Genomic DNA, 15,361 nt, shown 5'->3' with positions numbered 1-15,361 from the left:
CCTCGGTCCAGAACGCGCGGCCTCCGCGCCGAAACATCGCTCGCTACACTCGCAGGCTTCATGCATGCACTCCCGCCATGAGCGTGGACTGATGCGGGTCGAACGGGCAGCCACCCTGCTCGAAGTGTGCGAGGTACTCGTCGCGGAAGTACTTGATGGAGGACATGATCGGGCTGGCCGCACCGTCACCGAGAGCGCAGAACGACTTGCCGAGGATATTGTCGGCGATGTCGAGCAGCTTCTCCAGATCGGCGTCGGTCCCCTCCCCCCTCTCGAGCCGCTCCAGGATCTGCACCAGCCAGTAGGTGCCTTCCCGGCAGGGCGTGCACTTCCCGCACGACTCGTGCGCATAGAACTCGGTCCAGCGGAGCACGGCACGCACCACGCACGTGGTCTCGTCGAAGATCTGCAACGCCTTGGTGCCCAGCATCGATCCGGCGGCGCCGACACCCTCGTAGTCGAGGGCGACGTCGAGATGCTCGTCGGTGAAGATCGGCGTCGAGGAACCGCCCGGGGTCCAGAACTTCAATCGGTGCCCGGCGCGGACTCCGCCCGCGTACTCGAGCAACTCCCGCAGGGTGATTCCGAGCGGGGCCTCGTACTGTCCGGGCTTCGTCACGTGCCCGGACAGGGAGTACAGGGTGAAGCCGGGCGACTTCTCGCTGCCCATCGACCGGAACCACTCGATGCCGTTCACGATGATCGGCGGGACACTCGCAATCGACTCGACGTTGTTGACGACGGTCGGTGACGCGTAGAGACCGGCCACCGCGGGGAACGGCGGACGCAACCGAGGCTGACCGCGGCGCCCCTCCAGCGAATCGAGCAGCGCCGTCTCCTCCCCGCAGATGTACGCCCCCGCACCCGCGTGCACGACCAGTTCGAGGTCGAAACCGGTGCCCAGGATGTTCGTGCCGAGGTAGCCCGCCGCATACGCCTCCGCGACCGCGGCCTGCAGCCGGCGCAGCACCGGCACCACCTCGCCGCGCACATAGATGAACGCGTGCCCGGCGCGGATCGCGTACGCCGCGATGATGACGCCCTCCACGAGCGCGTGCGGCGTGGCCAGCATAAGCGGCATGTCCTTGCAGGTGCCCGGTTCGGACTCGTCGGCGTTGACCACGAGGTAGTGCGGCTTGTCGTCGCCCTGCGGGATGAACGACCACTTCATCCCGGTCGGGAACCCGGCACCACCACGACCGCGCAGGCCGGCCTCCTTGACCGTCGAGATGACCTCGTCCGGCTCCATGCGCAGCGCCTTCTGCAGGCCCTCGTACCCGTCGTGGCGACGGTACGTGTCGAGGGTCCAGGACTCGGGCTCGTCCCAGTAACGGCTGAGGACAGGGGTCAGCGGCATGTCAGTCTCCCTTTCGACCCGGGTCGGTGTCCGCCGGATCCGTCTCGGAGGTGGACCGATCCGGCGGCACCGTCGCGGACGGGGCAGGCGCCGGCTGGTCCTTCGCCGATTCCGCCGCCACCGGCTCGGTGTCCCGCGACGGCGGCTCCGGGATCAGCGACGTCTCCGCAGGATCCGGCGCTGCCATACCCCGTTCGTGCGCCACCCGCAGGCCGGCCAGTGTGGCGTCGCCCGCGGAGCCGCCCTCCGCCAGCGCACCCGGACGCTCGTCGGGGAACCCAGCGAGAATTCTCGCGGTCTCCCGGAACGTGCACAGCGCCGCGCCGCGGCTCGGCGACACCCGCTCCCCCGAACGCAGGGAATCGACGAGCGAGCGAGCCGACTCCGGGGTCTGGTTGTCGAAGAACTCCCAATTGACCATCACCACCGGGGCGTAATCGCACGCCGCATTGCACTCGATGTGCTCCAGCGTGACCTTGCCGTCCGCGGACGTGCCGCCATGCGGCAGGTCGAGATGCTCCTCCAGCGCGGCGAGGATCGCGTCGCCGCCCATGATCGCGCACAACGTGTTGGTGCACACACCGACGTAGTAGTCGCCCGTCGGATCGCGCCGGTACATCGAATAGAACGTCGCCACCGCAGCCACCTCGGCGCCGGTCAACCCGAGCCGGCAGGCACAGAACTCGATCCCCGCCGGCGTGATCCAGCCGTCCTCCGCCTGCACCAGATGCAGCAGCGGCAGCAGCGCGGAACGCGAATTCGGGTACCGCGCGACGACGACGTCGGCATCGGCATCCAACCGCGCACCGACCTCCGGCGGGTACTCCTCACGCGCCCCCGGCCGCACCAGCAGCCCGTGCTCCTCCGGCCGGGGCCCGAACTCGATGAAGATGGGGGTTTGCTTCGGTGCTGCTTGCTCGGTCATCGGTCCACGCCCCCCATCACCGGATCGATGCTCGCGACCGCGGCAATGACATCCGCAACCATGCCGCCCTCACACGTGGCCGCCACCGACTGCAGGTTCGTGAACGACGGATCCCGGAAATGCACCCGGTACGGTCGGGTTCCGCCGTCGCTCACCATGTGCACACCGAGCTCACCCCGCGGCGACTCCACCGCCACATACACCTGGCCCGGCGGCACCCGGAAACCCTCCGTCACCAACTTGAAGTGATGAATCAGCGACTCCATCGACGAATCCATGATCTCGCGGACGTGCCCTGGCGAATTGCCCAGACCGTCGGGACCCAACGTCAGATCCGCCGGCCACGCGATCTTCTTGTCCTCCGCCATGATCGGGCCCGGCCGCAACTTGTCGAGGCACTGCTCGACGATCTTCAACGACTCCTTCATCTCGTCGACCCGGATCAAATAACGGCCGTACGCGTCGCACCCCGTATCGGTGCTGACGTCGAACTCGTAATTCTCGTAACCGCAATACGGCTGCGACTTACGCAGATCGTGCGGCAGACCCGTCGCACGCAGCATCGGACCCGTGATGCCGAGCGCCATGCACCCCGTCAGGTCGAGATACCCGATGCCCTGGGTGCGCCCCTTCCAGATGCGGTTGTCGTTGAGGAGATTCTCCATGTCCCGCAGCCGTTCCGGCATCAACGTGAGCAACTCGCGCACCTTCTCCACCGCACCCTCCGGCAGATCCTGCGACAAACCCCCCGGCCGGATGTACGCATGATTCATGCGCAACCCCGTGATCATCTCGAACACGTCCAGAACCAGCTCACGTTCCCGGAAACCGAACAACATCGCCGTGACCGCCCCCAACTCCATGCCGCCCGTGGCCAACGCCACCAGATGCGAAGAGATGCGGTTGAGCTCCATCAACATCACCCGGATCACACTCGCCCGCTCCGGCACCTGATCCGTGATGTCGAGCAACTTCTCCACACCGAGGCAATACGCCGTCTCGTTGAAGAACGGCGACAGGTAATCCATCCGCGTCACGAACGTCACGCCCTGCGTCCACGTCCGATACTCGAGGTTCTTCTCGATCCCCGTATGCAGATAACCGATCCCGCACCGGGCCTCCGTGACCGTCTCACCCTCGATCTCCAAGATGAGCCGCAACACCCCGTGCGTCGACGGATGCTGCGGACCCATATTCACGACGATCCGCTCCTCGCCGCCCTCCGAACCCGCACCACCCGACGACGCCTTCACCGCATCGACAACCTCGTCCCAGTCCTGACCGGCGACAGTGAAAACCGTGTCCTCGCTCATCAGTTGTACCCCCGCCGCTCGTCGGGCGGCGCGATCTCCGCGCCCTTGTACTCGACGGGAATGCCGCCGAGCGGATAGTCCTTCCGCTGCGGATGACCCGGCCAGTCATCCGGCATCTCGATCCGGGTCAACGACGGATGACCATCGAACACGATCCCGAAAAAGTCGTACGTCTCCCGCTCGTGCCAATCGTTCGTCGGATACACCTCATACAACGACGGGATGTGCGGATCCGCATCCGGCGCCGCCACCTCCAGACGGATCCGACGATTGTGCGTAATCGACAACAACGGATACACCGCATGCAACTCCCGGCCCACATCCTGCGGGAAATGCACACCATTCACACCCAGACACATCTCGAACCGCAGATCCGGCTCATCACGCAACGCCCGCGCCACCAAAGGCAAAAACTCCCGCCGCACACCGAACGTCACCTCACCCCGAAACACCACAACCGACTCGATCGCCACCTCGAAACCCACACCCGACTCCGCCAACGCCGCCCCCAGCCCATCCGCGACATCATCGAAATACCCCCCATACGGCCGCGGCGTACTCCCCGGCAACAACACCGGACGCACCAACCGCCCATACCCCGACGTATCCCCACTACCCCGCACCCCGAACAGCCCCTTGCGCACACCGATCTGTTCTGGGACATGGCTCGCTGGGACATTGCTCGCTTCGCTCGCGGGCGCCGGGGCCTTGTCGTGCGGTCTTCCCTCGTCACTCACTCGCTACGCTCCCTCGCTCCTCAGTCCAGACCGCACGGCCCCGGCACCAACTACTCGGTTCGCTACGCTCCCTCGCTCCTCAGTCCAGACCGCACGGCCCCGGCACCTTCTGCTCGGTTCGCTTCGCTCCCTCGAACCACGGCCGCTCGCTCCGGTCATCTCAGGAGGCCCTTCATCTGGATGGTGGGGGTGGCGGCCAGCGCCGCCTGCTCCGCCGCCCGTGCCACCTCCTCGCGGTGAACGCCGAGCGGCATCTGCTGGATCTTCTCGTGCAGGGTGAGGATCGCGTTCAACAACATCTCGGGCCGGGGCGGGCACCCGGGCAGATAGATGTCCACCGGCACGATGTGGTCGACGCCCTGCACGATCGCGTAGTTGTTGAACATGCCGCCCGACGACGCGCAGACGCCCATCGCCAGCACCCACTTCGGCTCCACCATCTGGTCGTAGATCTGCCGCAGCACCGGGGCCATCTTCTGGCTCACCCGGCCGGCCACGATCATCAGGTCCGCCTGCCGCGGCGACGCCCGGAACGCCTCCATGCCGAAACGGGCGATGTCGAAGCGTCCGCCGGCGGTGGCCATCATCTCGATCGCGCAGCAGGCGAGCCCGAAACTCGCCGGCCACAGCGAGCCCTTGCGGACATAGCCCGCGAGCCCTTCGACCGTGGTCAGCAGGAAGCCGCTCGGCAGCTTCTCCTCGATGCCCATATCCGACTCTTCTCTTCCGACTTAGCTTTTGGATCGCTGGGGGGACAGGTCAGTCCCAACTGAGACCGCCACGCCGCCACTCGTACGCGTAGGCGACGGAGACGTTGAAGATGAACAGGGCCATGGCCCCGAGACCGAAGAAGCCGAGAGCATCGAAATGGACAGCCCACGGATAGAGGAACACGATCTCGATGTCGAAGATGATGAACAACATGGCCGTCAGGTAGTACTTCACCGGGATGCGGCCCGCACCCAGAGGCGAGAGCGTCGGCTCGATGCCGCACTCGTAGGCGTCGAGCTTGGCACGGTTGTAGCGCCTCGGACCGACGATCCTCGCCACGATCACGGAGAAGACCGCGAACGCGACCGCAATCGCCCCGAGCACGAGGATCGGCACGTAGACATTCATGCCGTCTCAGCTCCCCTCTTCCCGAGCCTGTCCGCCCGATTCCCGGACGGTCGTTTCCGAAGCTACGCTCTTGTGAGTTATGCCACAGCGTACAAGGGAAGTCGTCGAGCCCGGTCGATTTGACCGTGCGAGTTCCAGGCGATCTCGAAGTACGGAAAACCCCTGCGGCACAGGCGCTCGATGCACCTTCACGCAGCGGGAAACGGAGTCAGGGGAGCCTAAGCTGAGAGGCGGGTGCGTAGCAGCGCTATGACCGCTTCGGACAACCGGATCGGGTCGAGCGGGTGCGGCACCGCGGCCTCGGCCCGCGACCACGTGGCCAGCCAGGCGTCGTCGGGGCGGCCGGTCAGGACCAGGATCGGGGGGCAGTCGTCGATCTCGTCCTTCAACTGCTTCGCGATCCCCATCCCGCCCGCGGGGACCGCCTCCCCGTCCAGGATTGCAAGGTCGATACCGCCGGCATCCATCTGCCGGATCACCACGGGCGCGGTCGCCACCTCGACGTACTCCAACTCCGGGAGGTCGGGGTGCGGACGCGTCCCCAGCGCCAGAACGACCTTCTGGCGGGTGGTCGCATCGTCGCTGTAGACGAGGACACGCAACCGATCAGCACGGCTGGTGTGGGCGGTCGCGTCGGTCACGGACCCGATGCTACCGGTCCCCCGCCCTCCAGACCGGAGGCTCGCGTCGATCGAAAAACGGCGCGTCTACATCGAATTGGTTCCACCGGCGGCGCGAGCCGCCCGGCTACAGCTTCTCGGCGATGGCGAGCGCCGTCGACCCGAGCTTCGGCAGGCGGAGATCGGCGATGGGGGTCAGCATGTTGCCGAGCCGGTTGGTGACGAAGGCGATCGACAGCCCGGTGTCGGCGTCGGCGAACGCACCCGACCCGCCCAACCCGTAGTGCCCGAAAGTATTCGACGGCTGCCTGCGACGTGCCACCATCCCCGCGTGGTAGCCGAGCCGCCAGTTCATCGGAATGCCCAGAACGTAGTCGCGGGCCGTCGTCTGCACCTGACTCAACGTCGCCACGACGTCCGGTGGGAGGAACTCCACACCGCCGACCGTTCCGCCGTTCGCCAGCGCCCCGTACATCCGCGCCAGCGCGCGGGCGCTGAACACGCCGTTCCACCCCGGCATCACGCTGTCGTGGATCGCGGGGTTGCGGACGAGGGCGTCGAAACCGGCGGGCATGCCGGCGTCGGCCACGTTGCGCAGACCGGGCAGCCGCGACATCGCGAACGACGTGGCTCCCCACGGAACGCCGAACGGGTTGATGTGCGGGAAGGTCCTCGCGATCCGGGCACGCTCGGCCGGCGGCACCTCGTACCAGAATTCCTTCACCCCGAGCGGTTCGGCGACCTCGGTGCGCACCAGTTCCGTGAAGGGTTTTCCGGCCGCGCGGGACGTCAGTTCGGCGACGAGCGAACCGAATGTCACCGCGTGGTAGCCGGGGACCTTCAGCCGACGCCGATCCGGGGTCGCCGCGGCCAGTGCGGCGCTGACCAGGGAATGGTCCATCAGACTCAGCGGTCCGGGCACGAGCCCGCGTACCCGGTGCAGTCCGGCGCGGTGCGACAGCAGTTCGCGCACCGTGATCTCGTCCTTGCCCTCGGCGGCGAACTCGGGCCAGTACTGCGCCACCGGCGCCTCGTAGTCGATGATCCCGCGTCCGGCGAGACGGTGCAGAACGGTGGACGCGACGCCCTTGCCCGTGGAGAACGTGAGGGTGACGGTGTCGTCCTGCCAGAACGTGTCGCGGCTCGCCCACCCGGCCCACACGTCGACGACCGGTTCACCGTGGAGATAGACGGCCAGCGCGCCGCCGCCCTGGCTGGCGTCGTGGAAGAGTCCGAAGAACTGGTCGACGAGCATCGCGAACCGCCGGTCCGCCAGCATCCCCGCCGGCGGCCGTACCGTGCGGCCCATCAACGGCCACGGCGATGTGGTCGTCATATCGACTTCCCTCGGTCGCTTTTCACGTCAGTGACATGTGTATTTAACTTCCTCTTTACACACGGGAAGACGCTGTCGGCACCGCTTCAGGGCCTGTGTGATCGCTTCGTGGCCATACCGCAACGGGAAAGAGTGTCCTGGCGCTGGGGCGGTGACCCGACGCTGATCATTTCGGCTCCAGCGAGTGGAAGTAATCGGACCTGACCTCGACGTCCTCGACGAGACGCGTGGTGGTCTGGACACCCAGTGAATGCTCCTTCAACAGGTCGCACAGCCGGTCGCCGTCGATGAGGTCGATCGGCGGTGCCCCGTCCCTCTTGGACTCCGTGCGGGCGTCACCGGTGAAGGTCCCGGTGGTGATGAGCAGGCCCTTCTCGCCGCGGCCCGCCATCGCGCCGCGGAAATCGCGCACCGCCCCCGCCCCGACGCTGCCGCTGTAGCGCTTGCACTGGAAGAACACGGGGAAACTGAGCAGCGACAACTGGTACACGCCGAGCCCCTCGATATCCCCGTCGCCGCCGCGACCGGTGACGGACGCGCTCGAGAATCCCGCCTCCCGCAGCAACCGCTGGGTCAGCCGCTCGAACGCGGGCGGCGACATCTTCAGGACCGTATCGAGGAGGAGGTCTTTCCAGTCCGCGTCGTTCTCGGCCTCGGCGATGTTGGCATCCGGCTCGTCGTTGCGGCGGGACGCCGCCTTCGCCGATTTGCGGGCGGCATTCTTCTTGCGGTTCTCGGCGGAGAACTCGGCGTGCAGCGGTCGGATCTCGCTCTCGGCGACCTCGCGGCCCTTCTCCGTCACACTCCACACCCCGCGCCTGCTGTTCGTGAGCAGACCCATCCCCTTGAGGTAGGTACGGGCCCACGCCAACCGGTACTCGATCTCGGTGCTGGGACCGTCACCGTGCAGCACACCCTGCACGTCGGACGAAAGCCCTTCTCGCTCAACGACGGCGCTGTCGAGCTCCTCGTTGGACGCCGAACCACCGAGAGCAATGGCAGCCTGAAGCGCTGGCCAGAGGAGGTCGACGTACTGAGGAACGTGAACAGTCATGGCCACAAGCATGCCGGAATCCACCCGGCCCTCCACACACGGACCCCGATCCGATCATCCCGGGGCGAGCCGAGCCTCCGCACGGTTCTCGCGCTGCGCCCGGTAGATCGTCTTCCCCGATCGCCGCACGATGAGATAGGCGAGTCCGACAGCGATCATCCCCGGCACCAGCACACCGACGCTCCCCGTCATCTCCGCGACCATCAACATGACCGCGAGAGGAGCGCGGGCGATACTGCCGAAGCAGGCCATCATGCCGACGATGACGAAGGGCGCCGGATTGTCGGGGACTCCCGGGGCGATCGGTTCCAGCAGTCGCCACACTGCGGCGCCGGTGAACGCCCCGATCACCATTCCCGGGCCGAAGATGCCGCCGGATCCACCCGAGCCGATGGACAGCGACGTCGCGACGATCTTCGCGAACGGCAACAGCAGCACGACCCACAGCGGGATGGCCGTGAGGTCGCCGCGGGCCATGGACTGCTGAATCCAGCCGTAACCGCTGCCCAGCACCTCCGGCAACACGAGAGCCATCAGTCCGACGAGCAGCCCGCCGACCGCCGGTTTGACGATCCGGCTGCCCGGCAGACGGTGGGTGAGATCGACGGCCGTGTAGAACGTCCCGCTGTACAGCAATCCGATCAGGCCGCCGAGCACACCGATGAGCGCGAACCACACCAGCTGGACCGGGGTGTCGAACACGTAGTCCTGCGCGGCGTACCCGAACAGTGGCCCGAAACCGAGGAAGCTGCCGAACACGGTGTAGCTGACGATCGACGTGACCAGCGCCGGCACGAGCACCTCGAAATCGAAGTCTTCCTTGTAGGGAATCGTGCAGCACAACACCGCGCCGCCGAGCGGGGCGCCGAAGATCGCGCCGATACCGGAGCCGATGCCGATCGCCACGGCGATTCGACCGTCCCGTGGGGACAGGTCCAGCCTGCGGGCGAGGAGCGATCCGAAACCCGCCGAGATCTGTGCGGTGGGTCCCTCGCGACCGCCGGACCCGCCGGACCCGATCGTGATCGCGGACGCGACCAGCTTCACGAGGACGACCCGGACGCGGATCATGCGGGGGTCCCGGTGGACGGCTTCGATCGCCGCGTCGGTGCCGTGCCCCTCGGCCTCCGGAGCCAGCGTGAACACGATGATGCCCGATACCAGACCACCCAGGCACACCACGAGCGGGATCGCCCACGGTCTCGTGAACTCCCTGCTGCCGACCGCCCCACCGTCGCCCGCCGCGGTCGGCGGGTGGTAGCCCCCGATGCCGACGATCAGCAGTTGCGTCGCTTCCGACAGCGCGACGTAGAACACGACCGCTCCGAGCCCGGCGACGATCCCGATCACGACGCCGAGAACCAGCCATTTGCGGGTGTAACCCGAAGTCCGGATCCAGTTTCCGGCTGACGTCCCGATCGACCGCAGAGCCCTCGACCCGGGCGCCACCCGGATCACTCCAGCTTTCCGAAGACCGTTCGACCCTCCAGGATCGTGGCGAGCACCTCGAGGTCCGCGATGTCGTCTGGCTCCACCAGGAGCGGGTTGGCCGACAACACGACGAGATCGGCGTGCATGCCGGCGACGATCGCCCCGATGGCGTCCTCACTCCGTAGGTGCCACGCCGAGTTGATCGTCTCGGCGCGCAGGGCATCCGGGACGGAGATCCGTTCCTCGGGAGCGAGCACGCGCCCCGATCGGGTGCGGCGGGTGACGGCGTCGGCGATGTTGCGCAGCGGGTTGGTCGGGGTGACCGGGCCGTCGTTGTGGAACGAGATCCGCTGTCCCGCCTTGATCGCGGAACCTGCAGCCGCCCAACATGCTCCGCGTTCGGGGCCGAACAGGTCATCGACGAGCACGTCGCCCCAGTAGTAGAGGTGATCGACGAAAAGGCTGCACGTGACGCCGAGTTCGGTCGCTCGGCGGAACTGGTCCGGGGTCATCGCCCCGACGTGCTCGAGCCGGAGTCGGTGATCCTCGCGTGGGGAGTCGGCGAGCATCCGCTCCCACGCGTCGAGGACCAGGGCGACCGCGGCGTCACCGTTGGCGTGGCAGGAGATCTGCCAGCCGTTCTCGAAGTACGGCTTGCTGATCTCGAGAATCTCGTCCTCCGTGTAATTGGCCTCGCCGCGCGTTCCGGCGAGGCCGAGCGACCGGGTGACCTCCGTGTCGAGGTACGGAAAGCTGGTGGCCGCGTTGCCCACCCACGGCGAGCCGTCCGACCAGATCTTGATGCCCACCTGGCGCAGCAGGTCGTTGCCGACTCCGGGTGACACCTCGGAGGCGCGCTCCGGGTTCGACATCTCGTACAGCCGCAGTCGGGTGGTGAGCGCACCGGATCGGGCGATCGCGGTCAGGGCGCTGCGGAACCGTGGGTCGAAGGCCATTTCGCTGGCGGTCGTGATGCCTGCCGCGTTCATCCGCGCGCACTCGGCGGCGAGGAGTTCGGGCAACCGCTCGGCGGCACCCGCGAGGATCGTGGCGGCCACCACCATCACGGCGGGCGCCTCGAATGCCGAACCGTCCAGTTCACCCGACTTGTCGCGGCCGAAGCTGCCGCCCTCCGGGTCCGGCGTGTCCTTGCTCAATCCGGACTCCCGCGCGGCGACGTCGTTGAAGTAGGCGACGTGCCCGGTGTTGTGCAGGATCACCAGGGACGTGTCGGGGGCGACGGAATTGAGCCATTCGCGGGTCGGTTCGGGCAGCCCCTTCTGGAGCAGGGGGTCCCAGCCATTGAGCACGGCGCCGTCGGGGTGTTCGTCGACGGCGCGGCGAACCGCGTCGACCACGTCCCCCGCGTCGGCGATCGTGACCGGTCTGATGTCCACCACCGGTTCGCCGAGCAGCACCGCGGAGTTCAGCGGGTGACCGTGCGCCTCGATGAAGCCTGGGAGTATGCATGCGCGATGCAGGTCGACCGTGATCGTTGCCGGCCCGATCAGCGGAAACACCGCGGAGTCGTTGCCGACGGCGGCTATCCGCCCGTCGCGCACCGCGACGGCCCGAGCGCGTGGCGCGGCGTCGTTCATGGTGACCACGTCACCGAACAGCACCAGATCGGCAGCTTTTCCGTCGTTCGTGCCCATCAGTGCACCCTCCCGTCAGACCGGGCGCGGGCGAGAGCCCACGCGCCGGCAGCGAGTGTCGACTGTGACTTCAGATTACAACTACACAGCAGGTCGTATGCAGGAATAGTGCGTAACCAAGATCAGTTGCAGACAGGCATGACCGAAACACCGCTGCCCGTGGACGGCCTCTTCGAGCCGTTCGCCGTCAAATCCCTCCGGCTACGGAATCGCTTTGCAATGGCGCCCATGACCAGGGCATTCTCCCCCGACGGCATTCCCGGGGACGATGTGGCGGCGTACTACCGCCGGCGCGCGGCGGGCGGGGTCGGACTCGTCATCACCGAGGGGACGTACATCCCCGACCCGGCCGCCGGATCGCACACCCGGGTGCCGCTCCTCTACGGGCACGACAGCCTCGCGGGCTGGAAATCGGTGGTGGACGCAGTCCACGACGAGGGCGGGCAGATCATCCCGCAGCTGTGGCACCTGGGCGTCGAACGTGGCCCGCAGCCCCGCCTGAATCCGGAGGTGACCACCGCCAGCCCGTCCGGGATCGCCCTCGACGGGACTCGCCTGGGACGTGAACTCACCGCGTCCGATCTCGACGCGCTGCGCGAGTCCTGGGTCGCGGCCGCCGTCAATGCGCGCGACGTGGGCTTCGACGGCATCGAACTGCACGGCGCGCACGGCTACCTGCTCGACCAGTTCCTGTGGGACCGCACCAACGTCCGATCCGACGGCTACGGCGGGTCGCTCGAGGCCCGCACCCGGTTCCCCGTCGAGGTGGTCGCAGCGATCCGCGACGCCGTCGGCGAGGACTTCGCGATCGTCTACCGCTTCAGCCAGTGGAAGTCGAACCACTACGACTCGCGGATCGCGCAGTCCCCCGACGAACTCGCGGCGGTGCTCGCGCCCCTCGTCGCCGCCGGTGTCGACGTACTGCACCCGTCCACCCGCAGGCACTGGGAACCGGCGTTCCCCGAGCTGGCCGGTGACGACGGGGAACTCGGTCTCGCGGGTTGGACCAAACGGCTGACCGGACTCCCCACCATCACGGTCGGTTCGGTGGGTCTCGACGACGTGTTCACGACAGCCTTCACCTCGGACGGCGCCTCGAACACCGCCGGTATCGACCGCCTGCTCCGGCAGTACGAGAACGGCGAGTTCGATCTCGTGGCCGTCGGCCGCGCGCTGCTGTCCGACCCCGAGTGGGTGCTCAAACTCCGCGAGGGCAGAACCGCCGAGCACGTCCCGTACAGCAACGAGCACCGGGCGGTCCTGCACTGACCGGGCCGGTCAGCTGTCCTCGACGGTGATCTCCACCTGATCGACATTGACACCTTCGGGCGGGTTGGCCGTTCCGTCGACCGAGATGCGGCTCTTGTCGACACCCTGCGCCTCGAGCGCGTTGGCGACGGCCTGGGCGCGCTGATCGGCCAGGAGTTCGGCGGCCGCCTCGTCCGTGTTGCTCGCGTAGGCCTCGATCTCGATCTTGCTGTCGCCGGCCTTCATGGCGGCGGCCACCGCCCTGACCGTCACGTCCGAGACGGCGTTGAGCTCGGCGGTTCCCGACTCGAATCCGATCGGGACCGCCGCGATGGCCGAGTTGATCGCGTTCTGCGTGGCCTCGCGCGCGGTGTTCACGGCGGACGACGCCGTGGCCTGCACGCTACTGATCGCGCCTTCCACCCGGTCGGACGCCGACGAGGTCGTCGTGGTCGCGATCGGAGCCTCGTTCGAACTGTCGTCGGAGCAACCGGCCGCGCCGAGCAGCGCGATGGCGGCGACCGCGATACCGGTGACGATGGTCTTGCGCATGATGGATTCCCCTATACGTCGGTATGTCCGGAAGGCGCTACACGTCGTGGGACGAGGATAGCCCCGCCGACGCCCGTCGACGGTGGTATTCGGGCACTGCCCGGCTCCCACATCGTGGGATCCTGCCCGCCGGATGTGAATCCGGACACGGGCTTCTCACCTGGTCGGAACCCGGTAATTCGTCTCGCGTTTCATTTCGGTTAAACCCTCGGATTGCGATCTCATTTCAATAACGGTAGGAAGGAATCCGGCGCCCGCTCAGCGCCGACATAAATGCCCACAACCGAGCAAGGAGTTAAAAGCATGGATCTCGCCTTCCTGTCCGAATTCTTCTCCGCCTTCTCCGACCTCGCCGGTGCCCTGGACTTCTTCTCGGGCTCCGCCGACGCATTGGGCGGTGGCGCAGACGCCGCAACTGCGGCCGCGGCCACGATTGGCTAGCATTTCCGCTGGCACAAGACTTGAACACCCGCGACGGGGTTCGCACGCTCAGGCGCGCGGACCCCGTCACGGCGTTGTCGGCATCCTTGATCCGACTCAATCACGTATCTATCACGACGAGTAATTCACAACGTGAACATGTTCATTATCCGCGTCACCAGCGATTTTCCCGGAATTGGTCGGTCGACCAATTGCACCGACCGTAGAAGATCAACTTTTCCGCTTCACCGTTGATTTATTCCCGAAATAATCGGCCGCGGTGCATATTCTCGACACCCTCGTAACACGCGCACATTTCAGTGCACATGCGTACACTCAAATCTCGTGACCGACGCGCAGATCAGACGCCGCACCGAGGTGCGGGCCCTCGCCCGGCTGGCCCTCGAAGAAATCGGGGGCGCCGCCACCGGCATCGGCAGCATCCACCGCGCGATCTCGGATCGCGTCTTCGCCGGGATCCGACTCGGCGTCGGCTCCCACACGATCCCCGCCAAGCTGCTCCACGACGAGATCTCGGGCGCCGTGTACGCACTCGTCGCCGACACCGCACGTCTCAGTGGTTCCCTCGCAGGACGGTTCCTCGACCTCCCGTCGTCGGAGAACGTCGCGCCGTCCCAGACTCGCCGCGGAGCCCAGGCGATCGCCGCGATCCAGGGGCTGATCGGCGACGTACTGGAATCCGAGGGGTCACCGCTCGCCGAGCCCCTGGCGATACGGGTGAACGGTGTCGCGCTCGCCCCGGACGCGCCCACGCTCGCCGACGCCTTCCCGCGCGCCGGCGGCCGCATCGTCGTCTTCCTGCACGGCCTCGTCGAGACCGAGGACGCGTGGTCGCTGGGCCGCCGCCCCACCTACGGTGAACGGCTCGGGACGGACCTGGGGTACACGGCGCTGCAGATCCGGTACAACTCCGGCAGGCACATCTCGGACAACGGCAGGAGCCTGTCCGAACTTCTGGACGCGGTCACCGAGAACTGGCCGGTCGAGGTCGAGTCGATCGCACTCGTCGGGCATTCCATGGGTGGCCTCGTGGCCCGCAGCGCCTGCCGGATCGCCTTCCTCGACGACCGCCCGTGGGTGAGACGGGTTCGGCACGTCGTGAGTCTCGGCTCGCCTCACCTCGGCGCCCCGTTGGAGCAGGCCGTCCACTACGCGAGTGCCGGACTGGCCGCGCTGCCCGAGACGCGCGCGATCTCCGGGCTCCTGCGCAGAAGGAGCGCCGGCATCCGGGATCTGAACCAGGGTTCGCTCGTCGACGAGGACTGGCGCGATCGCGATCCCGACACGCTCCGCGCCGCGGCGTGCAGCGAGGTCCCCCTGCTCGACGGCGTGACGTACTGCTTCGTCTCCGCGACCATCACGCGCAGCCCGAGGCATCCGCTGGGCCGCCTGCTCGGCGACGGCATGGTGCTCGTGCCGAGTGCGTCCGGCCGCAACCGGACGCGGATGATCGGCTTCCGCGACGAGGACGGCATGCACCTCGCGCCCGCGAACCACTTCACGATGCTCAACCACGAGTCGGTGTACGAGAAGCTGCTGGAATGGCTCGGCACGCCGGAAGCCTGCTGACTCC

General features: G+C 67.2%; 15 protein-coding genes. 3 read left to right on the top strand and 12 right to left on the bottom strand.

Annotation, left to right across the window (positions count from 1 at the left end):
* Positions 1-58: 58 nt before the first annotated feature.
* The 11 genes from nuoF to DTA22_RS07965 form a co-directional block, all read right to left on the bottom strand.
* Positions 59-1,357 carry an NADH-quinone oxidoreductase subunit NuoF gene (gene nuoF / locus DTA22_RS08015; protein WP_112299122.1) on the bottom strand — a complete coding sequence of 433 codons (1,299 nt, stop codon included), beginning with the start codon at positions 1,355-1,357 and terminating at the stop codon, positions 59-61.
* A gap of 1 nt (position 1,358) precedes the next feature.
* Positions 1,359-2,282, bottom strand: a complete 924-nt coding sequence (gene nuoE, locus DTA22_RS08010; RefSeq protein ID WP_112299121.1) for an NADH-quinone oxidoreductase subunit NuoE — start codon at positions 2,280-2,282, stop codon at positions 1,359-1,361.
* Positions 2,279-3,595, bottom strand: a complete 1,317-nt coding sequence (nuoD, locus tag DTA22_RS08005; protein ID WP_112299120.1) for an NADH dehydrogenase (quinone) subunit D — start codon at positions 3,593-3,595, stop codon at positions 2,279-2,281. Before nuoD ends, nuoE begins: the two co-directional genes overlap by 4 nt.
* Positions 3,595-4,332, bottom strand: coding sequence for an NADH-quinone oxidoreductase subunit C (locus DTA22_RS08000; protein WP_112299119.1), 738 nt, complete (start codon positions 4,330-4,332; stop codon positions 3,595-3,597). Before DTA22_RS08000 ends, nuoD begins: the two co-directional genes overlap by 1 nt.
* 155 nt (positions 4,333-4,487) lie before the next feature.
* Positions 4,488-5,042, bottom strand: coding sequence for a NuoB/complex I 20 kDa subunit family protein (locus DTA22_RS07995; protein ID WP_005239105.1), 555 nt, complete (start codon positions 5,040-5,042; stop codon positions 4,488-4,490).
* A 49-nt stretch (positions 5,043-5,091) separates the two neighbouring features.
* The gene (locus DTA22_RS07990; protein ID WP_005239104.1) at positions 5,092-5,451 is read right to left on the bottom strand and encodes an NADH-quinone oxidoreductase subunit A; all 360 of its coding nucleotides are present in this window, start codon (positions 5,449-5,451) and stop codon (positions 5,092-5,094) included.
* 218 nt (positions 5,452-5,669) lie between these two features.
* Positions 5,670-6,092, bottom strand: a complete 423-nt coding sequence (locus tag DTA22_RS07985) for an Rv3143 family two-component system response regulator (RefSeq protein ID WP_037231585.1) — start codon at positions 6,090-6,092, stop codon at positions 5,670-5,672.
* 106 nt (positions 6,093-6,198) lie between these two features.
* Positions 6,199-7,407, bottom strand: a complete 1,209-nt coding sequence (locus DTA22_RS07980; RefSeq protein ID WP_112299118.1) for a serine hydrolase domain-containing protein — start codon at positions 7,405-7,407, stop codon at positions 6,199-6,201.
* Between the two features lie 166 nt (positions 7,408-7,573).
* Positions 7,574-8,473, bottom strand: coding sequence for a restriction endonuclease (locus DTA22_RS07975; RefSeq protein ID WP_005253670.1), 900 nt, complete (start codon positions 8,471-8,473; stop codon positions 7,574-7,576).
* Between the two features lie 42 nt (positions 8,474-8,515).
* On the bottom strand, positions 8,516-9,919 hold the full coding sequence (locus DTA22_RS07970) for a chloride channel protein (RefSeq protein WP_112299117.1): 1,404 nt from the start codon (positions 9,917-9,919) through the stop codon (positions 8,516-8,518).
* The gene (locus tag DTA22_RS07965) at positions 9,916-11,547 is read right to left on the bottom strand and encodes an amidohydrolase (protein WP_112299116.1); all 1,632 of its coding nucleotides are present in this window, start codon (positions 11,545-11,547) and stop codon (positions 9,916-9,918) included. The genes DTA22_RS07970 and DTA22_RS07965 overlap by 4 nt, the downstream gene beginning before the upstream one ends.
* Positions 11,548-11,685: 138 nt before the next feature.
* On the opposite strand from DTA22_RS07965, the gene DTA22_RS07960 reads away from it, so the two are divergent.
* Positions 11,686-12,816 (top strand): NADH:flavin oxidoreductase, encoded by a 1,131-nt coding sequence (locus DTA22_RS07960; protein ID WP_112299115.1) that lies wholly within the window; start codon positions 11,686-11,688, stop codon positions 12,814-12,816.
* A 9-nt stretch (positions 12,817-12,825) separates the two neighbouring features.
* Here the strand turns inward: DTA22_RS07960 and DTA22_RS07955 are convergent, their stop codons facing one another.
* A complete protein-coding gene (locus tag DTA22_RS07955) occupies positions 12,826-13,347 on the bottom strand; it encodes an OmpA family protein (RefSeq protein WP_037231574.1) in 522 nt (173 codons plus the stop codon).
* A 303-nt stretch (positions 13,348-13,650) separates the two neighbouring features.
* On the opposite strand from DTA22_RS07955, the gene DTA22_RS36225 reads away from it, so the two are divergent.
* Together DTA22_RS36225 and DTA22_RS07950 are read left to right on the top strand one after the other, a co-directional pair.
* Complete coding sequence (locus DTA22_RS36225; RefSeq protein ID WP_009479155.1) at positions 13,651-13,788, top strand: hypothetical protein; 138 nt, start codon at positions 13,651-13,653, stop codon at positions 13,786-13,788.
* A 324-nt stretch (positions 13,789-14,112) separates the two neighbouring features.
* Entirely contained in the window at positions 14,113-15,357 is a 1,245-nt protein-coding gene (locus DTA22_RS07950) for an esterase/lipase family protein (protein WP_112299114.1), read from the top strand.
* Positions 15,358-15,361: the final 4 nt, after the last annotated feature.

The sequence above is a fragment of the Rhodococcus wratislaviensis genome (genome assembly GCF_900455735.1).
GTDB lineage: Bacteria > Actinomycetota > Actinomycetes > Mycobacteriales > Mycobacteriaceae > Rhodococcus_F > Rhodococcus_F wratislaviensis.
This window is presented reverse-complemented; position numbering and strand designations above follow the sequence as displayed.